General features: G+C 65.8%; 19 protein-coding genes. 5 read left to right on the plus strand and 14 right to left on the minus strand.

The features are described 5' to 3' along the window. From ASC93_RS09425 to ASC93_RS09440, 4 genes are all read right to left on the minus strand, one after another. On the minus strand, positions 1-1,194 hold a 1,194-nt coding region (locus ASC93_RS09425; RefSeq protein WP_157201833.1), incomplete at its 3' end, for a filamentous hemagglutinin N-terminal domain-containing protein. Positions 1,195-1,204: 10 nt separating this feature from the next. Next, the gene (locus ASC93_RS09430) at positions 1,205-2,779 is read right to left on the minus strand and encodes a ShlB/FhaC/HecB family hemolysin secretion/activation protein (RefSeq protein WP_056440568.1); all 1,575 of its coding nucleotides are present in this window, start codon (positions 2,777-2,779) and stop codon (positions 1,205-1,207) included. A 208-nt stretch (positions 2,780-2,987) separates the two neighbouring features. Next, positions 2,988-5,216 carry a CHASE2 domain-containing protein gene (locus ASC93_RS09435; protein WP_229412662.1) on the minus strand — a complete coding sequence of 743 codons (2,229 nt, stop codon included), beginning with the start codon at positions 5,214-5,216 and terminating at the stop codon, positions 2,988-2,990. After that, positions 5,213-6,844 carry an HD family phosphohydrolase gene (locus tag ASC93_RS09440; protein ID WP_056440427.1) on the minus strand — a complete coding sequence of 544 codons (1,632 nt, stop codon included), beginning with the start codon at positions 6,842-6,844 and terminating at the stop codon, positions 5,213-5,215. The genes ASC93_RS09435 and ASC93_RS09440 overlap by 4 nt, the downstream gene beginning before the upstream one ends. 237 nt (positions 6,845-7,081) lie before the next feature. Between ASC93_RS09440 and ASC93_RS09445 the strand changes: the two genes are divergently transcribed. The 3 genes from ASC93_RS09445 to ASC93_RS09455 are packed head-to-tail and all read left to right on the plus strand — an operon-like array spanning position 7,082 to position 10,643. Beyond that, positions 7,082-7,987, plus strand: coding sequence for an MBL fold metallo-hydrolase (locus tag ASC93_RS09445; protein WP_056440429.1), 906 nt, complete (start codon positions 7,082-7,084; stop codon positions 7,985-7,987). Then, positions 7,984-10,365 carry a GspE/PulE family protein gene (locus ASC93_RS09450; RefSeq protein WP_056440431.1) on the plus strand — a complete coding sequence of 794 codons (2,382 nt, stop codon included), beginning with the start codon at positions 7,984-7,986 and terminating at the stop codon, positions 10,363-10,365. The genes ASC93_RS09445 and ASC93_RS09450 overlap by 4 nt, the downstream gene beginning before the upstream one ends. A gap of 35 nt (positions 10,366-10,400) precedes the next feature. After that, positions 10,401-10,643, plus strand: a complete 243-nt coding sequence (locus tag ASC93_RS09455; protein ID WP_056440433.1) for a hypothetical protein — start codon at positions 10,401-10,403, stop codon at positions 10,641-10,643. A gap of 171 nt (positions 10,644-10,814) precedes the next feature. Here ASC93_RS09455 and pulA read toward each other — a convergent pair whose 3' ends face one another. The 8 genes from pulA to rpsF form a co-directional block, all read right to left on the minus strand. After that, positions 10,815-13,922, minus strand: coding sequence for a pullulanase-type alpha-1,6-glucosidase (gene pulA, locus ASC93_RS09460; protein ID WP_229412663.1), 3,108 nt, complete (start codon positions 13,920-13,922; stop codon positions 10,815-10,817). A gap of 269 nt (positions 13,923-14,191) precedes the next feature. After that, positions 14,192-15,202 carry an inorganic phosphate transporter gene (locus ASC93_RS09465; protein WP_056440439.1) on the minus strand — a complete coding sequence of 337 codons (1,011 nt, stop codon included), beginning with the start codon at positions 15,200-15,202 and terminating at the stop codon, positions 14,192-14,194. Between the two features lie 22 nt (positions 15,203-15,224). Beyond that, positions 15,225-15,851 carry a DUF47 domain-containing protein gene (locus tag ASC93_RS09470; protein WP_056440441.1) on the minus strand — a complete coding sequence of 209 codons (627 nt, stop codon included), beginning with the start codon at positions 15,849-15,851 and terminating at the stop codon, positions 15,225-15,227. 211 nt (positions 15,852-16,062) lie between these two features. Further along, the gene (locus ASC93_RS09475; RefSeq protein ID WP_056440572.1) at positions 16,063-17,448 is read right to left on the minus strand and encodes a replicative DNA helicase; all 1,386 of its coding nucleotides are present in this window, start codon (positions 17,446-17,448) and stop codon (positions 16,063-16,065) included. 108 nt (positions 17,449-17,556) lie between these two features. Further along, positions 17,557-18,009, minus strand: coding sequence for a 50S ribosomal protein L9 (gene rplI, locus ASC93_RS09480; protein WP_056136742.1), 453 nt, complete (start codon positions 18,007-18,009; stop codon positions 17,557-17,559). A gap of 46 nt (positions 18,010-18,055) precedes the next feature. Further along, positions 18,056-18,346 (minus strand): 30S ribosomal protein S18, encoded by a 291-nt coding sequence (gene rpsR, locus ASC93_RS09485; protein WP_020656854.1) that lies wholly within the window; start codon positions 18,344-18,346, stop codon positions 18,056-18,058. 44 nt (positions 18,347-18,390) lie between these two features. Continuing rightward, positions 18,391-18,684, minus strand: a complete 294-nt coding sequence (gene priB, locus ASC93_RS09490) for a primosomal replication protein N (protein WP_056440443.1) — start codon at positions 18,682-18,684, stop codon at positions 18,391-18,393. Between the two features lie 26 nt (positions 18,685-18,710). Continuing rightward, entirely contained in the window at positions 18,711-19,097 is a 387-nt protein-coding gene (gene rpsF, locus ASC93_RS09495; protein ID WP_056440445.1) for a 30S ribosomal protein S6, read from the minus strand. 311 nt (positions 19,098-19,408) lie between these two features. Here rpsF and lexA point away from each other — a divergent pair, with 311 nt between their 5' ends. After that, positions 19,409-20,065, plus strand: coding sequence for a transcriptional repressor LexA (lexA, locus tag ASC93_RS09500; RefSeq protein ID WP_056440446.1), 657 nt, complete (start codon positions 19,409-19,411; stop codon positions 20,063-20,065). Positions 20,066-20,210: 145 nt separating this feature from the next. After that, the gene (locus ASC93_RS09505) at positions 20,211-22,274 is read left to right on the plus strand and encodes a M13 family metallopeptidase (RefSeq protein WP_056440449.1); all 2,064 of its coding nucleotides are present in this window, start codon (positions 20,211-20,213) and stop codon (positions 22,272-22,274) included. 42 nt (positions 22,275-22,316) lie between these two features. Here the strand turns inward: ASC93_RS09505 and ASC93_RS09510 are convergent, their stop codons facing one another. Both ASC93_RS09510 and ASC93_RS09515 read right to left on the minus strand, forming a co-directional pair. Next, positions 22,317-23,126: a tetratricopeptide repeat protein gene (locus ASC93_RS09510; RefSeq protein WP_082547893.1), complete on the minus strand. Its 810-nt coding sequence runs from the start codon at positions 23,124-23,126 to the stop codon at positions 22,317-22,319. Positions 23,127-23,244: 118 nt separating this feature from the next. Beyond that, the gene (locus ASC93_RS09515) at positions 23,245-24,486 is read right to left on the minus strand and encodes a cystathionine gamma-synthase family protein (RefSeq protein ID WP_056440451.1); all 1,242 of its coding nucleotides are present in this window, start codon (positions 24,484-24,486) and stop codon (positions 23,245-23,247) included. Between the last annotated feature and the right edge of the window lie 9 nt (positions 24,487-24,495).

Genomic DNA, 24,495 nt, shown 5'->3' on the forward strand with positions numbered 1-24,495 from the left:
GTCCAGCAGCCAGGTGCCATTCTTGCCGTTCGCGCCGGATGCATTCACCGCGATGCCGTCGACGTCCAGCAGGTGGCCCGACGTTTCGACCGCGCCACCGGCCGCGCTGCCCCGTGCGGAGACGGTGCCGTGCGCGTTCGTCGCGCCGTCGGACCACAGCACGACCTTGCCGCCGTTGCCGGCACTGCCGTCGGCGCGGATGACGGCGCCCGCCGCGACGCTGGTCCGCTGCGCGCGCATGATGCCGCCGCCGCCCTGCCAGTCGCCGCCGACGAGCACCGTGCCGCCGTTGCGGCCGCTGGTGTCGACGGTGGCGCCGGACCCGATGTCCACCTGCTCGCCCAGCACCTGGACGGTGCCGCCGTCCACGTTCGCGCTGCCGGCGGCGCGCGTGACGCTGCCCGCCTCCAGCGCGACGGCGCGGCTGGCCTTCAGCACGACGCGGCCGTTCGCGCCCATCACGGCGCTGTCCGCGTTGACGACGCCGCGCTGGTTGACGAGGGCGCCGTAGATGCCGATGCGGCCGCCCCGGGCGATCACCTGGCCCAGGTTGACGGCTTGGCCGCCGGGTGCGGAGAGCTCGACGCGCAGGTCCGGATCGCTCGAATCCACCAGTTGCACGCTGTGGCCGGCCGCGAGGATCACGTCGCCGTTGGGCGCGCTGACGATGCCCGTGTTCTCGACGTCCGGCGCGATCAGGAACACCTGGCCGCCGGACGGCGTCGCGATGGTGCCCTCGTTGCGCACCGCGCCCGCCGCCGGTCCGGCCGCAAAGCGCTTGCGCCCGGCCAGGAAGTCGGCGTCGCTGATGTTCAGTGTGGACGCCACGAGGCCGTTCACGTCCACGCGCGCCCCCTGCCCGAACAGGATGCCGTTCGGGTTGATCAGGAAGACCTTGCCGTTGGATTGCAGCGCGCCGAGGATCTTCGTCGGGTCCTGGCCCAGCACGCGGTTCAGCACCGCGCTGTCGCCGTTCTGCTGGATGAAACGCGTGATCTCGCCCGCCTGAACGTTGAAACTCTGCCAGTTGATGATGGTGCCGGGCGTGTTCGTGATCGAGAACACGTTGCCCTGCTGGTTGAAGCTGGCCTGGCCCGCCGCCACTTGCGGCAGCGTCGGCGCGGCGGACGCGCCCCCGCAGTAGGCCGCCGCCAGCAGCAGCGCGCCGAACCGTCGTTTGAACGATGAAGTCATAAGGAAGTCCTCAATACGCCAGCGCCACGCGGACGTGGAGCTTGTTCCTGCTGGTCGCGGCCACCTGGCCGACGTGCATGCCGTGGCCATAGTCGAGCTGCACGCTGGCCGCGTTCCCCGCCGAGAAGCGCAGGCCGATGCCCGTGCTGGAAATCGCGGCGCGGTGCAGTTCGCCCGCCAGCGCGTGGTTGCGCTCGCCCCAGGCCGTGTCGTAGAAGCCCAGCACGCGGCACTGCCAGCCCGCGCGGCCGCACAGGTCCGGCGTGTACAGTTCGACATTGGAGACGATGCCCGTGTCCGTGGCGAGGTCGCGTTCGCCGAAGCCGCGCACGGTCGTCGCGCCGCCGGCGCCGAACTGCTCGCCCGGCACGAGCGCGTCGTTCGTCCACTGGCCGTTCAGCAGCACGCGCGTCTGCCAGTCGCCCTGGATGATGTTGGTAAACGCGGCCGCGAAGCGCACCATGCGGTAGCCGGCCTTGGCGCCGCTGCGCACGGCCGCGAAGTCGGCGGCGCTCCCGCGCGGGCCGCCCGCCACGTTCTGCAGCAGCGCCACCGAAAAGTCGGTCTGGCCGGCCGGCGCCGCGCGGCTGCCGGCATAGGCGATGCTCAAGGGGCGCACGGTGACGTCGTTGCCGAAGTCCTGGGTGCCGAAGACGACGTTGTTCCGGTACGCCTTGACGTCGATGCCGTACACGATCCGGCTTTCCAGCTCGCCGCGCTTGGCCAGCACGTGGTTGTAGCGGGCGCCGTAGATCGAGCCCTTGCCGCTCACCGCGAGGTCGAACAGCCCGGCGTTGACGGCGCCCGAGTCGACGTTCGAATAGCTCGCGTACAGGTCGACGGCATCGCCCAGCGCGTACAGCGGCACGTGGTAGCCGGCGGCCCACACGGCCACGCGGTCCGGGCGCTCGGCCGTCGTCGTGTACTGCAGGGTGCCCACGTGGTCGCGGCCCCACAGGTCGGCATGCTGCAGCAGCACGCCCGCATGGGTCTTGCCGGTGGATGCCGTGCCCGTGTTGTCGGCGTTGAACACGACCTTCCACGGGCGCTCGTCCGCGACGTCGACCCTGGCGTCGACCGCATCCTCGGCGCCGGCGGCCGCGTCGGCGAGGGTCAGCTTGACCTTCTTGGCCGGGTTCTCGTTGATGAGCCGGAGGTTGCGCGACACGTCCGTGAGGTTGGGCGTCGCGCCCGGCACCAGGGTGGGCAGGCTCGCGCGCACGTTCGCTTCCGAAAACCAGCGGTTGCCCGTCACCTCGACCTGGCGCACCGTCGTCTGGATGACGTTCAGGCGCACGACGCCGCCATTCAGTTCCTGTTCCGGCAGCTGGACGGTGACGACGTTGTAGCCGTGCGCGTGGTACACGGCCTCCAGCGCTTCCAGCGCGCGCTGGACGTCGCCGAAATCGCGTCCCTTGCCCGTGTACGGCGCCACCGCGGCCTGCACGTCGGCGGCCGGCAGCAGCGTGTTGCCGCTTACCTCGAAGCGGCTGATCTCGAACCGGATCGGGTCAATCGCCCAGGCCGCGCCGACGGCGGCGGCCAGCAGCGAGCCCGCGACCATGCGTGCCAAGCGTAGTTTCATGTTCTGGATGACCATATCGTTGTTGTTCTGGCCCATGCATCCCCGGGCCTGCGCCTGCGCGCGAATGAAGGGAACCCGATGGTGCTCCCCGGTTCCTTGGGAGTGTAATCAGGTTTCCCTTGCTTGAGAGAAAAATTGTTAAGGATTCGGGATCTTCCCCTCGGCATGGGGGGAATCGCGGACGCGGCGTTGTGCCGCCGATACACCGTCACTTCGTATCGAATGTCGTCACCCCGTCCCACCCGTCGCCCGGCGGCGCCGCGCGCCAGCGCGCGATGCGCTCGAGGTACAGGGCATACAGCGCCCGTCCGCGATGCGCCGCATGCAGCGCCGCGATGGCCGCTTCGGCCGCATCCCAGTCCTGCGCACGCACGCGGGCCAACGCCGCGTCCCATGCGGCCAGCTCGTCCAGCACGGCGGGACCGACGTCGGCCGGCTTGCCGAGCGGTTCGAAGATCGCCACCGGCTCGTTCTTGCCCTTCACGCGCACGAGGTCCAGTTCGCGGTAGACGAATTCCGGCGCGCCCAGGCGCGTCGCCGCACCCACGGCGATGCCGACGCCGTAGACCTTCGTGATGCCTTCCAGGCGCGAGCCGAGATTCACGGCATCGCCCATCACCGTGTAGGCGCGGCGGATCGCGGACCCCATGTCGCCCACGTGCATCAGGCCGGAATTGATGCCGATGCCGATTGCAAGCCGCGGCCAGCCGCGCCGCTGGAACTCGTCGTTCAGGCGCGCCGCGCTGGCCTGCATCAGCAGCGAGGTGGCGACGGCGCGGCTGGCGTGGTCGGCGAAGGCGACGGGCGCGCCCCAGAAGGCCATCACGGCGTCGCCGATGTATTTGTCGAGCGTGCCCTGGTGGCTGCCGCGGATGTCCTCGGACATCGCCGTCAGGTAGAGGTTGATGTATTCGCGCAGCGCCTTGGGCGACAGGCCTTCCGAGATCGTCGTGAAGCCGCGCACGTCGACGAACATGACGGACAGCTCGCGGCTCTCGCCTTCCATCGTATAGGCTTCCGGGTTCTCCGCCATCTGCGCGACGAGTTCCGGCGCCACGTATTCGCCGAAGCGCGAGACGAGCGCGCGGCCCTTGCGGAACTCGAAGAACCAGCCCCAGGCCAGGTTCAGCACGAACAGCAGCGCGATCAGGAGCAGGCAGATGAACATGTCCGTCGTCCAGTCGAGCGCACGGTAGGCATACCAGTTGAGGCCCACGACGGCCGCGAAGGCGCTGCCGGACGCCAGCACGGCGGCCAGCGGCGCGAGGGCCGGCAGCAGCAGCGACAAGACCAGGCCGGCGACGATCACCTGCGCCAGCTCGATGCCCGTCGCGTAATCGGGATGCGTCTTGTACTGCTGGTCGAGGATCGACTTGATGACGTTGGCGTGCACTTCGACGCCCGGGAATTCCTTGTTGACGGGCGTGGCGCGCAAGTCCTGCAGGCCGGGCGCCGTCGTCCCGACCAGCACGATCGCGCCCTTCAATACGCCGGGGGCCACGCGTCCCGCCAGTACGTCGGCCGCCGACACGTAGCGGTACGCCCCGCCCTGCGGGCCGCCCGCGCCGCGGAACTGCACGGACGTGAGCAGACCTTCGCCGACGGGGATGCGGCGTTCGCCGTCCGGCACGGCCAGGCGAATCGCGTCGGCGCCGCCGCTGTCCGCGTCGTACGCGCCGAAATCCGGCGCGATCGCACCGGCATGCAGGTACACGGCGGCCGTGGCCAGCGCCAGCGACGGGTAGTAGCCGTCGCCGATGCGCTGCAGCAGCGAACTGGAACGCACCATGCCGTCGTCGTCCGGGATCACCGTGAAGCTGCCGGCGCCGCGCGCCGCCGCCTGCAGGCGCGCCAGGTTGGCCTCGTAGCCGTCGGCGCTGTAGGCGACCAGTTCGCGCCCGTTCAGGCCCGCCACCGTGAACGCCGGCGGCGGGAGCGCGCCGCGCTTCACGGCCGCCAGGTTATAACCGAGCACCACGGGCCGCCCGCGCAGCGCCTGGGCGAACAGGCCGTCGTAATCGAGCGCCGGCTGCAACTGCGCCAGTTGCGCGCGCAGGGCGGAATCGTCCTTCAGCTCATGCGCCGCCAGCCGTTCCAGCACGCCGTAGCCGGAACTGGTGTCCGGCTCGGGAAAGGACACGTCGAAGCCGATCGCGGCGGCGCCGTAGTGCCCGGCCAGCTGGTCGACCAGTTTCGCCAGCACGTTGCGGCTCCAGGGAAAACGCCCGACTTCGCCCAGGCTCCTGGTGTCGATGTCGACGATCACGATGCGCGGATCGAGCACGGGCGCCTCCAGGCGCATGCGCAGGTCGCTGACGATGGTGTCCTGGCGCGCGATCGCATGGCTGCTCCACACGCCCATCACATAGGCCAGCGCGGCCAGCGTCAGCGTCAGTCCCAGTGCCCAGCGCGCGCCATACCTGCGCAGCAGCTTCACGGCGTGTAGCCCGGGATCGCCGCCTCGTCGACCGCGTCGAGCTGCGACGGGTCGAGGTTCTTGCGGCCGAACTTGAGGTAGACCTTCTCGCGCACGAAGATGTCGAACAGGTCCGGGTCGATGTGGCCGTTGAGGGCGAACTTGCCGAGGATGTGGAGCGACTCGGACAGCGTCTTGCCTTTCTTGTACGGGCGGTCGCGCGCCGTCAGGGCCTCGAAGATGTCGGCGATGGCCATCACGCGCGCCTGCACCGACATCTGCTCGCGCACGAGGCCGCGCGGATAGCCCTTGCCGTCCATGCGCTCGTGGTGGCCGCCGGCGTATTCCGGCACGTTCTTGAGGTGCTTGGGCCACGGCAGCGATTCGAGCATGCGGATCGTGACGACGATGTGGTTGTTGATGATCTTGCGCTCGTCGTCGTTGAGCGTGCCGAAGCGCACGGTCAGGTTGCGCACCTCGTCCTCGTCGAGGAAGTCGCGGAGGGTGCCGTCCGGCCCCGTCCAGCGGTACGCGGCGATGCGGCGCACGCGCTCCTGGTCGTCCGGCGACATGCCTTCGCTGCCGACGTTGGCGACGCGCAGGAAATCGCGGTCCGCGCGCAGGCGCGCCTGCTCCGCGTGCATGGCGGCGGCGATCGCCGCGCGATCCGCGTCCGCATCGCCGCTCACCGCGCATTGCGCCCGCAGCGCGCGGATCTCGGCGTCGCGCAGCAGCACCTCGAAGCGCGTGTCGATCATGTGGATGCGGTCGAAGATCGTTTCCAGCTTGGTCGCCTTGTCGACGACGTGCACCGGCGTCGTGATCTTGCCGCAGTCGTGCAGCAGGCCGGCCAGCCACAGTTCGCGGCGGTCGGCGTCGCTCATGCGGAACGACGCCATCGGGCCGAGGTTCGTGTCGTGCACGGCCTCGGCCAGCATCATCGTCAGCTCCGGCACGAACTGGCAGTGGCGGCCCGTGTACGGCGATTTTTCGTCGATGCCGATGTTGATCAGGTTGACGAGGGACTCCAGCAGTTGTTCCATCTGCACGACGAGCTGCTGGTTCGTGAGCGCCACGGCCGCCTGCGCCGCCAGCGCCTCGATGAAGCGCTGGTCGGTGTCGGAAAACGAACGGATCTCGCCCGTCTCGCGGTCGATCGCGTTGATCAGCTGGAGCACGCCGACCAGTTCGCCCTCGTGGTCGGTCATCGGCACCGTCAGGATCGATTTCGACCGGTAGCCGAACGCCTGGTCGAACGAGCGCATGCCGGAGAAGCTGAAGACGTCGGCCCGGTACACGTCGGCGATGTTCACGGACTGGTGGAAGTTGGCCGCATAGGCCGCCACCGACGCGAGGTTCTTGTTGCCGTTTTGATCATACAGCGGGATCGGCGTCAGGTCGATGGACTTGCCGCTGGTCCCGCCCTGGTACAGCTCCAGCGAGTCGTTCAGCGAAATGTGGAAGCACAGGCTGCGCTCGTCCGGGCTGGGGCGGTACAGCGTGCCGCCGTCGGCGTTCGTCATGCTCTTCGCGACCTTGAGGATGCGGTCGAGGAACGTGTCGATGTCATGGCCGTCGCCGAGGGCGACGCTGACCTCCGTGAGCAGGTCGAGGCGCTCTACGATATTGGTCGGGGTGAGGTCTTGCATGTTCGTGTCTGTCTCGCTGAAATCCGACGTGCAATGATCGCCATAAAAATTGCCGTACCGAAATTAACACACAGTGTAACTTTGTTGGTCGCCTCTGTACACACATCGGTGCGAAATTGCAAATTTCAGATAATCGCTTTCAGAATCCCGCTATCATCTCCCATAAATTGCAACGGCGCTGGCCCGCCGCGATGAAAAACACAAGCAGGCGACGAGACTGCACAGCAAGGGACTTCTATGAAATTCAGATTCTGGGGCGTGCGCGGTTCCATCCCGTCCCCCGGGCCGCGTACCGTGCGCTACGGCGGCAACACCACCTGCATCGAAGTGCGCGGCGACGACGGCACGCTGGTCGTGCTCGACGCCGGCACGGGGATCCATGTGCTCGCCCAGGACCTGATGCGCCGGCGCGCGGAGGATGGCGCCCCCGTGCGCGCCAACATCTTCATCACGCACAGCCACTGGGACCACATCCACGGCCTGCCCTTCTTCACGCCGCTGTTCGTGAAGGGCACGCGCGTGTGCCTGCACGGCGCCCACGACCACGTCACGGGCCGCGGCATCGAACACGTGATGGCCGTGCAGCTGCAGAACAGCTACTTCCCCGTCAGCGAAGAACGCATGGACGCCGCCATCGATTACCGGACGCTGGACGTCGGCGTGCCGCACGCGGTGGGCGACATGGTCGTGCACAACGTCGTGATGAACCACCCCGTCATCAACCTCGGCTACCGCGTCGAATGCAACGGCCGCGCCGTGTTCTTCACGGGCGACCACGAACCGTTCTTCAACCCGCACGCCCCCGGCAGCACCGAGTACGACGCGGCGCAACGCGACATCGAACGGCGCGAACGGGAGATCGAGCACGCGATGGAGGGCATCGACGCGCTCATCGCCGACTGCTCGTACACGCTGGAGGAATACCCGGCCAAGCAGGGCTGGGGCCACGGCACGTTCGACGCCGCCATCGCGCTGGCGCTGCGGGTCGGCGCGCGCAGCCTGTACTGCACCCACCACGAGCCGACCCGCTCCGACGACGAGCTGGAAGCCGTGTTCGCGGAAGCGCTGGCGCGCTGGGCGGGCCGCCTGGACGGCCTTGCCGTGAACCTGGCCTACGAAGGGCTGGAGGTCGAACTCCGATGAGCGCGGACTTCGTGGAACAGCGCAAGGGCGACCGGCGCGCACACAGCGACACCGAGCGCCGCCTCGATTTCCAGCGCCGCCTGCAGGCCATCTCCACGCGCATCCACGCCACCGCCAACCTGGACCAGATCATGCTCGACCTGGGCCTGGATTTCTGCGACCTGTTCGACAGCGACCGCTTCACCCTGTACGCCGTGACGCCGGAGCAGGATGCCCTCCTCGCCAAGGTCAAGACCGGGCTGTCGTCGTTCCGCGACCTGAAGCTGCCGATCGGGCCGGGGTCCGTCGCCGGCTTCGTCGCCCGCACGCGCCAGACCGTCAACATCGCCGACGTCTACGACGAGGCCGAGCTGCAGCGCCTGTCGCCCAACCTGCGCTTCCAGCGCGGCGTCGACCAGAAAACCGGCTACCGCACGCGCGAGATGCTGGTCGCGCCGCTCGTCGACGCCGGCGGTACGCTGCTGGGCGTCGTCCAGTTCATCAACCATCGCGCCGGCGGCCCGTTCCCGCAACTGTGCCTGGACGGCGTGAAGCAGTTGTGCGAAACGCTGGCCGTCGCGCTCAGCCAGCGCCTGCGCACGTCGCTGCCGCGCGGCCGCTACGACGGCCTCGTCACACGCTCGCTCGTGAGCCCGCAGGAACTGGAGCAGGCCACGCGCCTCGCGCGCGAGCGCGACGCCGACATCGAGGACGTCCTGCTGGCCGACTTCCATCTCAAGCCCGCCCACCTCGGCCAGGCGCTGGCCGATTATGCCGGCGTGCCCTACGAACCGTTCCGCGCCGACCGCGTGAAACCCGTCGAACTGCTGCGCAACCTGAAGCAGCAGTACGCGCTCGAACACGGCTGGCTGCCGCTGGAGGACGGCCCCGACGGGCTGGTGCTGATGGCGCTCGACCCGGAACGCGTGGCCGCCAGCCACATCGCCGCCCAGGTGTTCGGCCGCGCGCGCATCGCCTGGCGCGTGACGACCCGCCACGACCTGCGTTTGACCATCGCCCAGTTCTTCGGCGGCCCCGTCGCCGACGACACCAGCGTGGGCGAACTGCTGTCGCACCTGGACGAGGACGTCGATGCGGACGAGGACGCGGACGGCGGCGGCGCCGAAGTCTCGGCCGCGGTCGAGAACGAACTGGTCAAGCTGCTCAACCGGATCATCGTCGACGCCTACCGCCAGGGCGCGTCCGACATCCACATCGAACCGCAGCCGGGGCGCGGCAAGACCGGCGTCCGGTTCCGCAAGGACGGCGTGCTGGTGCCGTACATCGAGATCCCGGCCAGCTACCGCAGCGCCCTCATCGCGCGTGTAAAAATCATGTGCGACCTCGACATCTCGGAACGGCGCAAGCCGCAGGACGGCAAGATCCGCTTCCGCAAGTACGGCCCGCTCGACATCGAGCTGCGCGTGGCGACGATTCCGTCCAGCGGCGGCGTCGAGGACATCGTGATGCGCATCCTGCAGGCCGGCGAACCGATCCCGCTCGACAAGCTGGGCGTCCTGCCGCACAACCTGGATCGCCTGAAAGCCGCCGTCGGTAAACCCTATGGCCTGTTCTTCGTGTGCGGGCCGACCGGCTCCGGCAAGACCACGACCCTGCACTCGATCCTGGCGTACCTGAACACGCCGGAGACGAAGATCTGGACGGCCGAGGACCCGGTCGAGATCACCCAGAAGGGCCTGCGCCAGGTGCAGGTCAACCGCAAGGCCGGCCTCGACTTCGCGACCGTCATGCGCGCCTTCCTGCGCGCCGACCCGGACGTGATCATGGTCGGCGAGATGCGCGACCGCGAGACCGTCAGCACCGGCATCGAAGCGTCGCTGACCGGCCACCTCGTGTTCTCCACGCTGCACACGAACAGCGCGCCGGAATCGGTCGTGCGCCTGCTCGACATGGGCATGGACCCGTTCAATTTTGCCGACGCCCTGCTCGGCATCCTGGCGCAGCGCCTGGCGCGCCGCCTGTGCGCCACGTGCCGCCAGGCCTACCACCCCGACGACGCCGAGGTGGACGCGCTGCTCGACGAATATTGCGAGGAATTGCGCGGCCAGGCTGCCTACCAGGCGGATGCGCAGGCCGCGCGCGCGGCCGTGCTGGCCGGCTGGCGCGAGCGCCACGGCGACGGCGACGGCCGCTTCACGCTGTACCGGGCCGTCGGCTGCGCCGAGTGCACCAAGGGTTACCGCGGGCGTGTCGGCCTGCACGAACTGATGCTGGGCAGCGACCGCATCAAGCGCCTGCTGACCGAGCACGCGCGCGTGACCGACCTGCTCGCGGCCGCGCTGGAGGACGGCATGCTGACCCTGAAAATGGACGGCATCGAGAAGATCCTGGACGGCGTCACCGACATCAAGATGGTGCGCGCCGTCTGCATCAAATGACCCGACAACCCTTCACACGCTGAGGAGAGAATCGTATGCGCCGTTTCAATTCGTCCGCCCTGGCGGCGGCCGTCGTCCTGCTGTCCGGCTGCGCTGCCCAGGAAGCCCGGCAACCGGGCGACAAGTACCTCGATGCGAGCTATACGCCGACCGGCACGCTCATCCCGCGCAAGGCGCCGAGCCGTACCGACAACGTCATGATCATCGACAAGCGGGCGCTCGAGAACGACCGCACGAATATGAACGGCACCAACAACTGGGCGGCGGCCAAGAACTGACGCACGTCCGTGCCAGGCGTAGGGTGGGCGGCCCTCCGCCCACGCGGACGCGGACGCGGGCATCATGCAAACGTCACGCGTGGACGCCGGCGGTTTGCGAACGTCACGCGTGGAGGCCGGCGGTTTGCGAAGGTCACGCGTGGGCACGGGGTGCCCACCCTACCCGCGGGGTCAGTCGTTCGCGTTCTGCACGAACACGGCCGCCGTGCGCGCCGGGATCGCGAACGTGCCGCTGCCCGCGTCGAAGCTGGACGCCTTCACGACGTCGTCGCTGCCGTTGCGCTGGATGCGGTGCAGCTGCAGCTTGCGGCCCTTGAGTTCCGGGATCGCGATCGACTTCGCCACCTTGTCCACGTTGAACACGACGACGACTGCCTTGTATCTGGCGCCCGGATAGGGCGCGCCCGGCTGCGTGCCGGCGATGCTCATCGCGACGATGCCCGGCACCTGGTCCGGCCCGACGTTGTAGAACTTCAGGCGGTCGATCACGTCCTGCGCGGTGCGCAGGCGGAACAGGGTGCTGTCCGACCGGATCGCGAGGAAGTCTTCGAACGCATTCTTCGCCGCCAGGATCGCGCGGGTGTCCGGCTTGATCAGCGGGTTGGCGAGGATCGGCGACATCAGCGGCCAGTTGTCCTGGTTCGAACCCGCCATCGGCAGGCCGACGCCGAAGTTGTTGGACGCGTAGCTGTAATCGAGCCTGTTGAACCAGTCGCCCGCGTTGTAGCTGTCGCGGTCGAGCGATTTCGAACGGAGGATTTCCTGGCCGGCGTGGAAGAACGGGATGCCCTGCGCCAGCAGGTTGACCGCGGCACCCAGCGTTTGCACGCGCACGCGGTCGGACAGCGGCGTCGATTGCGGCAGCTTGTACGCGTCGATGTCGAACAGGGTTTGATTGTCGTGCGCCTCGACGTAGTTGATCGTCTCGGCCGGATTCGCCGCGAAGCCGGCCGGCTGGCCGAAGTAATCGATCTGGGCGTTCGTGCGCACGCTGCCGAAGCGGTCCGTGAAGCGATAGTCGCGCAGCGTGCCGGACAGCGCGACGCGCGCGAGGTCGGCGAGGCGCAGCGCGTCGTCGCGGGTCTGCGTCGACAACGCGTTCGGGTCCGTGTAGACGCCGTTGATGAAGCCCTGCTGGCTGATCAGGGACTGGCCGCTGTCGCAGCAGCCGCCGCCGCGCACGGTATCGCGCATGCGGTCGTTGAACGAACCGATGCCGGTGCCCGCCATGTTCGCCTGGCGCGCCTGCACGAAGCGCGCGTCGTTGGCGACGCTGCCGAAGTTCCACGCTTCGCCGTACAGGTAGATGGCGCGGCCCGCGGCCTGGTCGACGCTCGCCTGCAGGCGTTTCAGCAGGTCGAGCGGCGTGAAGCCCATGATGTCGAAGCGGAAGCTGTCGACCTTGTACTGGCGCGCCCACAGCGACACGGAGTCGATCATCAGCTTGCCCATCATGGCGTTTTCCTGCGCGGTGTCGGCGCAGCAGCTGTCGTTCAGGATGTGGCCGTCGTTGCCGAGGCGGTAGTAATACGTCGGCACGATGCGGTCGAGGACCGACAGCGGGCCTTGCTGCGACTGGCTCGTGTGGTTGTAGACGACGTCCATCGTCACGCGCAGGCCGGTGTCATGCAGCGCCTGCACCATCGCGCGGAACTCGCGCACGCGCACGGCGCCATCGTCGGCATCGGTCGCATAACTGCCTTCCGGCGCGTCGTAGTGGACCGGGTCGTAGCCCCAGTTGAAGCAATCGGTGTCCGCCACGGCCGCCACGGCCGCCTGCTGCGCCGTCGAGTCCGCGCCCGCGTTCGGGATGGCCGGCGTCACGCAGCCCTTCTCGTTGACGCTGGCGAAGTCGAAGCTGGGCAGCAGGTGCACGTGCGTCATGCCCGCCTTCTGCAGCGATTTCAGGTGGCGCATGCCGTCCGAGTTCGCGTCCGTGAAGGCCAGGTATTTGCCGCGGTGGGCGGCGGGCACGGTCGCGTCGGACGCGGAGAAGTCGCGGATGTGCAGCTCATACAGCGCGATGTCGGTCGGCGCGTCGAGCTTCGGAATGCGCTGGTCGTCCCAGCCGGCCGGTTTCAGCTGCGGGCTGTCGAGGTTCGCGGCGAAGCTGCGCGCGCTGTTGGCCGAGAGGCTCAGCGAATACGGGTCGGTCACGGTATTCGTCACGATCTTGTTGTCGGCCCAGCGCGACAGCACCTGCACGGTGTACGTGTAGTAGGCGCGGTTCGCCAGTTGCGGATCGGTGGACGCGTAGCTCCACACGCCGCTGGCCGCGTCGCGCGTCATCGGGACCGTCGCCGGCGTCGCCGCGTCGGCGCGCGCGTACAGGTTCAGCGCGACGGATTTCGCCGTCGGCGCCCACACGCGGAACGTCGCCAGGCCGCGCCGGTCGAACGACACGCCCAACTGCGCCTGCGCCGCCCTGGCCGCATACAGGTCGTCCAGCAGGCCGGCCGTCTGCAGCGACGTCACCTGCACGAGGTTGCCGCCACCGTCGTACTGGGCGAGCGCGAACTGGCCGCTGACCAGCGCCGCGACCCTGGCCGCGTCGGCATCGGCCAGGCGCAGGCCGGTGGCGCCGGCGAGGTGCGGGTACTTCTGGCGCAGGGCGTCCGGCAGCGCGGCCGCGGTCAGGTCGAAGACGCCGTCCGCGCCCGTGAGCCCGACGGTGCCGCCGGCGCTGGGCGCCAGGCCGCCGTTCGCGGCGTAGAACAGTTTATAGGTGCCGCTCGTCGGGGCGCCCGGCCACGCCAGCGTGGTCGCCGACAGCCAGTGCGCGTTGGCCAGCGCCAGGTTGCCGTAGCTGAGCGCGGGCTGGCTCGTGTAGACGGTGCAGTCGCCCTCGAGCATCCAGATTTCCTGGCCGTTCGTCGCGACGTCGGCGTTCAGGTCGGCGTGCTGGTCGGCGCCGCAATTCTTGGTGCCGTTGCCGTCGGTGACGAGATACCAGATCGCGCTCTTGCCGGCCGCCAGCGGAATGTCGACGTAGCCGCCGAAGCCGTCGCTGTTCGTCATCATGAAGCGGTCGGTGATCCAGGCCGAGCTGGGATGCAGCGGACCGTCCCAGGAATACACGCCCCACTGGGCCGCATCGTTCTGGACGCGGTGGAAGTGCATGCGGATGCTGCCCGGCGCGACGGGCGTGGCGGCGGCGACGCTGGCCGCCAGCAGCCGGGTGCCGGATTGGGTGGCCTGCCGGGCCGTATCGCCGGCGCCGCAACCAGCCAGCAGCAAGCTGGCGCTGACGGCCACGGCGAGTCCGAACCGTGAAGTCAAACTACTTCCGAATAACATAATGTCCCCTCTTCATTCTTATTCTGACCGACGGGCGTGGCCCGGACGGCAACGCTGGCCGACGATCGTATGTAATATTACTACGTCGTTAGTAAAAATGAAAAAGGAACACGCAACTGTGGCAAAAAACAAACCGGGGTCAGAGCCCGATTTCGGGCAATTTCCCAGAACCGGGCTCTGACCCCGGTTTCAGGAAATAAAAAAGCAGCCCGAAGGCTGCTTTCGCTGGTTGCGCTGTTTGTGCGCCGCGCTTACAGGATGTGCGTCCCGACCCACCACGCAATCGCGGCCATGAACGCCGATGCGGGGATCGTGAAGATCCAGGCCCAGACGATGTTGCCGGCCACGCCCCAGCGCACGGCCGAGGCCTTTTGCGCCGAGCCGACGCCGACGATGGCGCCCGTGATGGTGTGCGTCGTCGACACCGGTACGCCGATCGCGCTGGCGAGGAACAGCGTGATGGCGCCGCCCGATTCCGCGCAGAAGCCGCCGACCGGCTTGAGCTTGGTGATCTTCTGGCCCATCGTGCGCACGATGCGCCAGCCGCCGAACAGCGTGCCCATCGAGATGGCCGTGTAGCAGGCGATGATCACCCACAGCGGCGGCGCCGAAGCGCTGGCGTTGGAGACGCCGGCCACGATCAGCAGCATCCAGATGATGCCGATGGTTTTCTGTGCGTCGTTGCCGCCGTGGCCCAGGCTGTAGGCCGCGGCCGAGAACAGCTGCAGGCGGCGGAACCAGGTGTCGACCTTGCGCGGCGGCGTGCGCACGAAGATCCACGACACGGCCAGCATCACGAGCGAACCGAGGATGAAGCCCAGCAGCGGCGACAGGATGATCCATTCGACGGTCTTGAGCAGGCCGCCGCCGACCAGCGCGCCGGTGCCGCTCTTGGCCACCGCGGCGCCCACCAGGCCGCCGATCAGGGCATGCGACGACGACGACGGGATGCCGTAATACCAGGTGATCACGTTCCAGATGATGGCGCCGACGAGCGCGCCGAACACGACGTACTGGTCGACGATGTGCGGGTCGACGGTCCCCTTGCCCACCGTCGACGCCACGTGCAGGCCGACGGTGAAGATGGCGACGAAGTTGAACATCGCGGACATCGCAACGGCGGTCTGCGGACGCAGCACCCCGGTCGACACCACCGTCGCGATCGCGTTGGCGGCATCGTGGAAGCCGTTCATGAAGTCGAAGACGAGCGCCAGCAGGACGAGCAGGACCAGCACATACATGCTGATATGAAGAGTGTTCATATTGTTTTTGTTGTTCCGGTCGTTACGCGTTTTCGACGATGATGCCTTCGATGATGTTGGCAACGTCTTCGCAGCGGTCCGTCACGGTCTCGAGGATTTCGTAGATGGCCTTCATCTTGATCAGGTTGCGCACGTCCGGCTCGTCGCGGAACAGCTTGGACATGGCGGCGCGCATCACGTGGTCGGCGTCCGATTCCAGGCGGTCGATCTCTTCGCAGATGGCGACCATCTTCTGGGCATTGTCCATGTTGTGCAGCATGCCGACGGCCTGCTGGACCTTTTCGCAGCAGGCCAGGCACAGTTCGGCCAGGCGCTTGGCTTCCGGCGTCACGGCGTGCAGGTCGTACAGCGAGATGGTCTGGGCGGCGTCCTCCATCATGTCGAGGATGTCGTCCATGCGGGTGATCAGCTTGTGGATGTCGTCGCGGTCGAGCGGCGTGATGAACGTCTTGTGCAGCAGGTCGACGCACGCGTAGGTGACCTTGTCCGCCTGTTTTTCGATGCTCTCCACGGCGTGCGTACGGTTTTCCAGGTCGTCGAAGTTGGTCATCAGGCCGACCATCTCTTGTGCACCCTTCACGCACAAGGCCGCGTGCTGGTTGAACAGGTCAAAAAATTTGCCCTCCGTGGGCATCAGGCGTCCAAACATAGGTTCTCCGTTGGGTAATTCTCTTGGGACTTCTTAAAGATTGCGGCACCGGGCCGCAACATCATCTTGTTATTCACTACTGAGCAACAGGGGCCTCGAAAACCGTCGCGAGCGGCGGCAGTTTCGTTCGAGAAGCGCAACCGTACTTAAGGTACGGTGAGCATCACAGAACGAAAATGCAACGCGCAGCAGGTTTGCGAGACCCCCACTACTAGTCGCCCTGGTAGATACCGAGGCTGCCGCTGTAATTGCCGAACTTGGTGTACATGCCCATCCAGGTCAGGCGAATGGCGCCGATCGGGCCGTTACGCTGCTTGCCGATAATGATCTCGGCGGTACCTTTGTCGGGCGAATCCGGGTTGTAAACTTCGTCACGATACAGGAAGATGATGACGTCCGCATCCTGTTCGATAGCGCCCGATTCGCGCAGGTCGGACATCACGGGGCGCTTGTTCGGGCGTTGTTCCAGCGAGCGGTTCAACTGGGACAGCGCGATCACGGGGCACCCCAGTTCCTTCGCCAGGCCCTTCAGGCTGCGCGAGATTTCCGAGATCTCGGAGGCGCGGTTGTCGCCCGGCTTGGAACCCTGCATCAGCTGCAGGTAGTCGACGATGATCAGACCCAGCTTGCCGCACTGGCGCGCCAGGCGGCGCGCGCGCGCGCGCATCTCGATCGGGTTCAGCGCCGGCGTCTCGTCGATGAAGATCTGGGCGTCGTTCATCTTCTGGATCGCATGCGTCAGGCGCGGCCAGTCTTCGTCCAGCAGCTTGCCGGTACGCAGGCGGTGCTGGTCGAGCTGGCCGATGGAGCCGAGCATACGCATCGCCAGCTGCACGCCGCCCATCTCCATCGAGAAGATCGCGACCGGCAGGCCGGCGTCGACGGCGACGCTCTCGCCGATGTTGACGGAAAACGCGGTCTTGCCCATCGACGGACGGCCCGCGACGATGACGAGGTCGCCCGGCTGCAGGCCGGACGTCATCTTGTCGAGGTCGGCAAAGCCGGTCGGCACGCCGGTGATCTCGCCCTGGTTTTCGCGGCTGTACAGCTCGTCGACCCGCTCGACCACCTGGGTCAGCAGCGGCTGCACGGGCAGCCAGCCCTGCGCGCCGCGGGCGCCCTGCTCGGCGATCGCGAAGATGCGCGATTCGGCCTCGTCGAGGATCTGCTTGACCTCGGCGCCTTGCGGATTGAAGGCCTTGCCCGACACTTCGTCGGCGACGGTGATGAGCTGGCGCAGCACGCCGCGATCGCGGACGATCTCGGCATAACGGCGAATGTTGGCGGCGGATGGCGTATTCTGCGCCATCGCGTTGAGGTACTGCAGGCCCCCGACGTCCTCGGCCTTGCCGAGCTGGACGAGCGCCTCGTACACGGTGATCACGTCGGCAGGCTTGCCAGCATTGATCAGGCGAACCATCTGTTCGAAGATGATCCGGTGGTCGTAGCGGTAAAAATCCTCCGCATGCATGAAGTCGGCGATGCGGTCCCATGCCGCGTTATCGCGCAGCAGGCCGCCGATGACGGACTGTTCTGCTTCGATGGAATGCGGGGGGATGCGGAGCGACTCGATCTGCGGGTCTGCTGGGGTGTTCATGGCCGGCATTATACCCGTTCCCGATCAGGCGCTGAAATCATTGGTGAGTTTCCAAAAACAAAAAAGCCGGGGAATCCCCGGCTTTTCTCATTCTGACAACAGAATGGCTTAGGCAGCTTCGCCCACGACAGCGATGGTGATTTCCACCACGACGTCGGTGTGCAGAGCGACCGACACCGGATGCTCGCCGGTGGTCTTCAGCGGACCGGTCGGCATGCGCACTTGTGCCTTTTCGACGGCGAAACCTTGCTTCGTCAGGGCTTCAGCGATGTCGAAGTTGGTCACGGAACCGAACAGACGGCCGTCGACGCCGGCTTTCTGTGCGATGGTGACCGTCATGCCGTTCAGCTTGTCGCCCTGGCCTTGAGCGGCGGCCAGTTTCTCGGCAGCTGCTTTTTCCAGTTCGGCGCGCTTGACTTCGAACTCGGCCACGGCAGCCTGCGTTGCGCGGCGGGCCATTTTTTGCGGGATCAGGAAGTTACGAGCGTAACCATCCTTGACCTTGACGACGTCGCCCAGGTTGCCGACGTTGACGACTTTTTCCAGCAGGATAACTTGCATTTTATTCTCCAGTAATCTGACTATGCTTTGATGTCGCGACCGACGATTAAGCGTTGTGCAGGTCGGTGTACGGCAGCAGAGCCAGGTAACGGGCGCGCTTGATGGCGGTGTCAACTTGACGCTGGTAGTGCGCCTTGGTGCCGGTCAGGCGTGCCGGCATGATCTTGCCGTTTTCCTGGACGAAATCCTTCAGGGTGTCGACGTCTTTGTAGTCAACCTGTTCCACACCTGCAGCGGTGAAGCGGCAGAATTTCTTGCGCTTGAACAGCGGGTTCTGCTGTTTACGCTTCTCTTTGAGCTTAGCTTTGTTTTTGTCGAACTTTTTACCGAATGCCATTTTGAGGCTCCTGTATCTATCTAAAAACGTGCCCGCACAATTCTTTATGCGGCGGCACTGAAATCAATGATGTGAAACACCAAGGCTTTGCTGTGACGACTTTTCCTGGCCAAAAATCCCGTGAAGCGGTACATGGCGCCCAACTCGGCATTGGCAAATCGCCCCGAAATCTCGCCCGCGGCAACCGCGGGAATCTCGAATTCGACCTGCCTGTCCATCCTTGCCTCCGTCTGCGTCGACCCGTGTTGCAGGACGCCGCCCACGATGGGGATGCCGGCCGGGGTGTAGCGCAGGGTGTCGCGTTCCAGAATGCTCGCGACCAAGGACAGCTCGTTCACTTACAACCTTGATGCTCCCGCGCGATTTAGGCGGCAGCGGCGGCCGGAGCGGCGGCCTGCTCGGCGCGGTGGCTCTTGGCTGCGTCTTCACGCTGGACCGATTTCATCATCGGCGACGGCGCGGTTTCAGCCTTCTTCATCTTCACGGTCAGATGACGCAGCACGGCATCATTGAATTTGAATGCGGTTTCCAGCTCGACCAGGGTCTCGTTGTCGCACTCGATGTTCAAGCAGATGTAGTGTGCCTTCGGCAGCTTCTGGATCTGGTAAGCCATTTGACGACGGCCCCAATCTTCGACGCGGTGGATATTGCCGCCGCGCGAGGTGACCGTGGTCTTGTAGCGTTCGATCATCGCCGGGACTTGCTCGCTCTGGTCCGGGTGGACGATAAACACGATTTCATAATGACGCATGAAACACTCCTTAAGGACGTTTAAACAAATGCCCACCTCGGCGTCAAGACGAGTGTGGGAAGGGAAAGCCCAACATTATAACAGCAAAAACGTCAAGCGCACCATCCATGACGCAGTGCGATCGATCGGGCACGCACGCCGGCGCTGCGTGCCGCACCGTGACAGGTTCGGGAAGCGCGCTGCGTGCCGCACCGCGACAGGTTCGGGACGCGCGCCGCGTGCCGCACCGCGAAAAAAAATGTTGAATCCCCTTGCGCGCGGCGCAATACTGTACAAAAATACAGTCTCATTCCGCACCAACCAAAACGAACATGCTAAAGCTCACCGCACGGCAAGAACAGATCCTCAACCTGATCAAGGAAGCCATCGAGAACACGGGCTTCCCGCCGACCCGCGCCGAAATCGCCCAGGAGCTTGGCTTCCGCTCGGCCAACGCGGCCGAGGAACACCTGCAGGCCCTGGCCCGCAAAGGCGCGATCGAAATCTCGCCAGGCACCTCGCGCGGTATCCGCCTCGTCGGCCAGGCCGCAACCGAATCCAAGGCCGCCCTGCCCTCGTTCGTGCCGCCGATCCCGCCGAACCTGATGTCGCTGCCGCTCGTCGGCCGCGTCGCCGCCGGCTCGCCCATCCTGGCCCAGGAACACGTCGAAGCGACCTATTCCGTCGATCCGGCGATGTTCTCCAGCAAGCCGGACTTCCTGCTGAAGGTCCGCGGCTGGTCGATGCGCGACGCGGGCATCTGCGACGGCGATTTCCTCGCCGTCAAGAAAGTCGACAGCGCCAAGAACGGCCAGATCGTCGTCGCCCGCATCGGCGACGAAGTGACGGTCAAGCGCTACCGCAAGACGGGCGCCACGATCGAGCTGCTGCCGGAGAATCCGGACTTTTCCGTGATCACCGTCGATCCGAGCTCGGACGAGTTCGCGCTGGAAGGGCTGGCCGTCGGCCTGCTGCGGTCCTGGCACTGAGCACGGCATCGTAGTTACGTCCCGCAACATCGAAAGGCCGCATCTTGCGGCCTTTTTTGTATATAAAATATACAAAAAGAAATATATTTCCGACACAGAATGAATAGAATATAAACTTTTGATCCAAGCGGACAGAAGGAGTTTCATGCAACGTCATGTATTGAGCATCGCAAGCCTGGCATTGTTCGCCGGCCTGGGTCACGCGGCTGAGGGCAACGTCACATCCGCACCGGCTTCCATCCGTTCGGCGCTCGCCAGCGGCGTCGACACCCGGTACATCGAACGCTCGATACGGCCGCAGGACGATTTTTTCGAATATCTGAACGGCAAGTGGCTCAAGACGGTCGACATCCCGTCGGACAAGCCATACCTCGATCCGTTCGTCGACCGGTACGAGGATTCACTGCGCCAACTGCGCGAGATCATTGAGAAAGCCGGTGCCGGCACCGATGCAGTCCACGAACGCGATGCCCGCCGCATCGGCGACTTCTACGCCAGCTTCATGGACGAGGCGAAGCTGGAACAACTGGGTATCGCACCGTTGCGGCGCGAACTGGATCGGATCGCCGCGATCCAGGACAAGGCTGAATTGTCCGGTGTACTGGCCCATCTGGGCAGGCTCGGCATGGGTGTGCCGCTCGACTTCACCATTCACCTGGACAACAAGGATTCAACCCGCTATGTCGCCGACATCAGCCAGGGCGGACTGGGCCTGCCCGACCCCGACTATTTTCTGAAGGCGGACGACCAGAAGCTGGCCGACATGAAGGCCAGATATCTGGCCCACTGCCAAAAGGTCCTGTCCATGGCGGGCGACCGGGATGCCGCCGCCCACGCGCAGGCCATCGTCGCTTTCGAGACCGAACTGGCCAAGGCGCAATGGACCAAGGTCGAACTGCGCGATCCGAACAAGGCATACAACAAGTTCGACCTGAGCGATCTTCCACGGCTCGCACCGGGTTTCGACTGGAACGGCTGGCTGGACGGCATCGGCCTGTCCGGCAAGAGCACATACGTGATTGTTGGCCAGCCAAGTTATCTGAAGGCGTTTGCCGGGATCGCGAATGTCACGCCGCTCGATACCTGGAAAGCTTACCTGACACTACACCTGGTCAAATCCTATAGCCGTTTCCTGTCGAAGTCCTTTGTCGACGCCGATTTCGAATTTTTCGACAAGACGCTGTTCGGCATCGAAGCGAACGAGCCGCGCTGGAAACGCGGCGTCGGCGTGATCGAAAGCACGCAGGGTGATGCGCTGGGCAGGTTGTATGTGGCTCGGTATTTCCCACAAGAACGCAAGGTACGTATCGAACGTCTGATGCGGAACCTGCTGGCCACCTACAAGCTGAGCATCGACAAGCTCGACTGGATGAGCCCGGCCACCAAGAGGGAAGCCCAGGCCAAGCTGGCCAAGATGAAGACGAAAATCGGGTATCCGGACAAGTGGAAGGATTATTCGACCCTCATCGTCAAACGCGACGACCTGGTCGGCAACGTGATGCGGTCGCGCGAACTCGAGTTCGACCGCGACCTCGCGAAACTGGGCAAGCCCATCGATCGCGACGAGTGGACCATGACGCCGCAGACGGTCAATGCCTACTACAACCCGGAAAAGAATGAAATCGTGGTGCCGGCCGCCGTGCTGCAACCGCCGTTCTTCGATGGCGATGCGGACGATGCCGTCAATTACGGCGGCATCGGCACCATACTCGGCCACGAGATCAGTCACGGCTTCGACGACCAGGGCTCCCAGTACGACGGCGACGGCAACCTGCGCGACTGGTGGACCGCGGCCGACCATGAGCGGTTCAGGGACAAGAGCAGGATGCTGGTCAGCCAGTACAACGCCTTCGAAGCGGTCCCTGGCTACCATGTGAACGGCGAACTGACCCTGGGCGAGAATATCGCCGACATTTCGGGTCTGGCGATCGCATACAAGGCCTACCACATGTCGTTGAAGGGAACGACACCGCCCGTGATCGGCGGCCTGACCGGCGACCAGCGTCTATACATGGGTTTCGGCCAGATCTGGCGCCAGAAGATGCGCGACAACATGCTGATCATGGTGCTCAAGACCGACCCGCACTCGCCGGGCCGATTCCGCACCAACGGCCCCCTGCGCAACAACCCGGGCTTCTACGATACGTTCGGCGTCAAGCCGGGCGACAAGATGTACCTGGCACCCAGGGATCGGGTAAGTATCTGGTGACCGCTCGCGCCGGCGGCCGCCCGTGGCGGCGGCCGGCATCGCTCACTTGCCGTCATCCGGCGGCGGCGCGTTCTTGACCATCTCGTTGTGTTCCTTGACGTACGCCTCGGTGCCCGCGCGCCAGGCGTCGAAGTCCGCGATGACCATCCGGCCGGCCACTTTCGTATCTTCCGCCAGGCGGTCGCTCACCTCCTTCAGGTGCGCCGTCGCCTTGTCCGTCTCGTCCTTCGTCATGATCTTGGCGAGGTCGTCCGGGATGCGCTTGGTCAGCGGCAGTGCAGCGTTCAGGTGTTTTACCCAGTTGTTGTGGCACGCCTCCCAGTCCTTCATCTTGCCGCCGTAATAGTCGATTTCCTCGTTGACCTTGGACATGGTCGGAAAACGGGGCGCCGGGCAGCGGTATTCGCTCGTGCGCAGGTCGGAACCGTCGTATTTGGCGATCCAGTAATCGAGGTCGGCGCGGCGCGCCTCGCGCTGCTTCATCAGCGCGAGCGAGGCGATGGCGACAGCATTGCCCTTGGCGGCGGCCTTCTGGAACCATTGCGCGGCCTGGTCCATGTCGATGGCGCCCGCCTCGCCATAGAAATACATTTCGCCCACGTGTTGCTGGGCCATGACATTGCCGGCGTTCGCCAGCTTGGTGTATTTCTGCAGGGCTTCCGGATAGGCTTTCTTGGCGAACAGCGCATCCGCTTCCGCGAGCTCGGCGGCGGCGTTGGCGGACGATGCGGCGGCGGCCGGCTTCGCAGCGCCGCCCTTGGCGGACGATTTGGCGCTGGATTTGGCGACGGGCTCCGCGCCGAACGCGACACCGCCACACAGCAGTGCGGCGCAAAACAGGACAGTCTTCATGGGGTGTGCAATTCTACGAGTAGAGGGATGGCAACACGACGATCATAACCGCAGCGTCGTCCGCGCTCAACCGGGAAGGCAATCCGCCCGCCCGGCTTTACGCAGCTTTACGACACGCTCAGCCGTTCAGCGCGCCGCCGAAATCGGCCAGCAGGTCGTCCGTGTCCTCGATGCCCACCGATACGCGGATCAGCGATTCCGCGATGCCCATGCTGGCGCGCCGCGCCGCGCCCATCTCGAAGAAGATCGTGTGCGCAACGGGGATGACGAGCGTGCGCGTGTCGCCCAGGTTGCTGGCGGGGATGCCGACCTTGAGGCGGTTCAGGTAGTCGAAACAGTCGATCCCGTCCTTCAGCTCGAAGCTGAACAGCGAGCCGTAGGCGCGGAACTGTTCGGACGCCAGCTTGTGCTGCGGATGCGATGCCAGGCCCGGATAGTGGACGGCCGCCACGCGTTCGTCCGCTTCCAGCATCGTCGCCAGTGCCAGCGCGTTCGCGCAGGTGCGGTCCATGCGCAGGGCGAGCGTCTCGGCGCCGACCGCGATGTGGTGCGCCGCTTCCGGTGCGAGCGAGGCGCCGAAGTCGCGCAGCGCCTTCGCGCGCAGCTGGGCCATGCCCTGCGCGGCCGGCGGCTGGCGGCGGAAGTTGTCGGCGATGTTCGGATAGGCGCTCCAGTCGAACACGCCGGTGTCCGTCAGCGCGCCGCCCAGCGCCATGCCATGGCCGCCGATCGACTTGGTCAGCGCGTTCACGACGAGGCCCGCGCCGACGGCTTTCGGACGGAACAGGTAGGGCGTCGTCATCGTGTTGTCGACGACGTACAGGATGCCGCGCGCGCGGCACAGTTCACCGATGCGGGCGAGATCCGCGATCTGCGTGCGCGGATTGGCGATGGTCTCGACGAACACGATGCGCGTATTCGGCTTCAGTGCCGCTTCGACGTTCGCGACGTCGGTCGCATCGACGAACGACACGTCCGTCCCCTGCGCCGCCACCGTGTTCCACAGGCTGTTGGTATTCCCGAACAGGAACGACGACGACACGACGTGGTCGCCCGCGCGCAGCAGCGCCTGCGCGAGCGCGCCGATGGCAGCCATGCCGGTGGCGAAGCACAGGGTGGCGGTGCCGCCTTCCATCTTGCTGATCTTGTCTTCCAGCGCGGCGACGGTCGGGTTGCCCTGGCGGCCGTAGCGGAAGCCCGGTTCCTTGCCCTGGAAGACCGAGGCCAGCTGGCGCGCATCGGTGTAGCCGAAGGCGACCGACGTGTGGATCGGCTTATGGAGCGAGTTGTGTTCGATCGGCTTGCTGCGATCGTTGTGCAGGATGGTGGTGGTGAAGCCGTAGTTTGGTTTGTCGCTCATGGTCTTGTT

This window comes from Massilia sp. Root335 (genome assembly GCF_001425685.1).
In the GTDB taxonomy this organism is placed as follows: Bacteria; Pseudomonadota; Gammaproteobacteria; order Burkholderiales; family Burkholderiaceae_D; genus Telluria; species Telluria luteola.

Coding starts and splice junctions, on each gene's coding strand:
- ASC93_RS09430 (WP_056440568.1), bottom strand. CDS start 2,779: ATGAAACTACGCTTGGCACGCATGGTCGCGGGCTCGCTGCTGGCCGCC.
- ASC93_RS09440 (WP_056440427.1), bottom strand. CDS start 6,844: ATGCAAGACCTCACCCCGACCAATATCGTAGAGCGCCTCGACCTGCTC.
- ASC93_RS09445 (WP_056440429.1), top strand. CDS start 7,082: ATGAAATTCAGATTCTGGGGCGTGCGCGGTTCCATCCCGTCCCCCGGG.
- ASC93_RS09450 (WP_056440431.1), top strand. CDS start 7,984: ATGAGCGCGGACTTCGTGGAACAGCGCAAGGGCGACCGGCGCGCACAC.
- ASC93_RS09455 (WP_056440433.1), top strand. CDS start 10,401: ATGCGCCGTTTCAATTCGTCCGCCCTGGCGGCGGCCGTCGTCCTGCTG.
- ASC93_RS09465 (WP_056440439.1), bottom strand. CDS start 15,202: ATGAACACTCTTCATATCAGCATGTATGTGCTGGTCCTGCTCGTCCTG.
- ASC93_RS09470 (WP_056440441.1), bottom strand. CDS start 15,851: ATGTTTGGACGCCTGATGCCCACGGAGGGCAAATTTTTTGACCTGTTC.
- ASC93_RS09475 (WP_056440572.1), bottom strand. CDS start 17,448: ATGAACACCCCAGCAGACCCGCAGATCGAGTCGCTCCGCATCCCCCCG.
- rplI (WP_056136742.1), bottom strand. CDS start 18,009: ATGCAAGTTATCCTGCTGGAAAAAGTCGTCAACGTCGGCAACCTGGGC.
- rpsR (WP_020656854.1), bottom strand. CDS start 18,346: ATGGCATTCGGTAAAAAGTTCGACAAAAACAAAGCTAAGCTCAAAGAG.
- rpsF (WP_056440445.1), bottom strand. CDS start 19,097: ATGCGTCATTATGAAATCGTGTTTATCGTCCACCCGGACCAGAGCGAG.
- lexA (WP_056440446.1), top strand. CDS start 19,409: ATGCTAAAGCTCACCGCACGGCAAGAACAGATCCTCAACCTGATCAAG.
- ASC93_RS09505 (WP_056440449.1), top strand. CDS start 20,211: ATGCAACGTCATGTATTGAGCATCGCAAGCCTGGCATTGTTCGCCGGC.
- ASC93_RS09510 (WP_082547893.1), bottom strand. CDS start 23,126: ATGAAGACTGTCCTGTTTTGCGCCGCACTGCTGTGTGGCGGTGTCGCG.
- ASC93_RS09515 (WP_056440451.1), bottom strand. CDS start 24,486: ATGAGCGACAAACCAAACTACGGCTTCACCACCACCATCCTGCACAAC.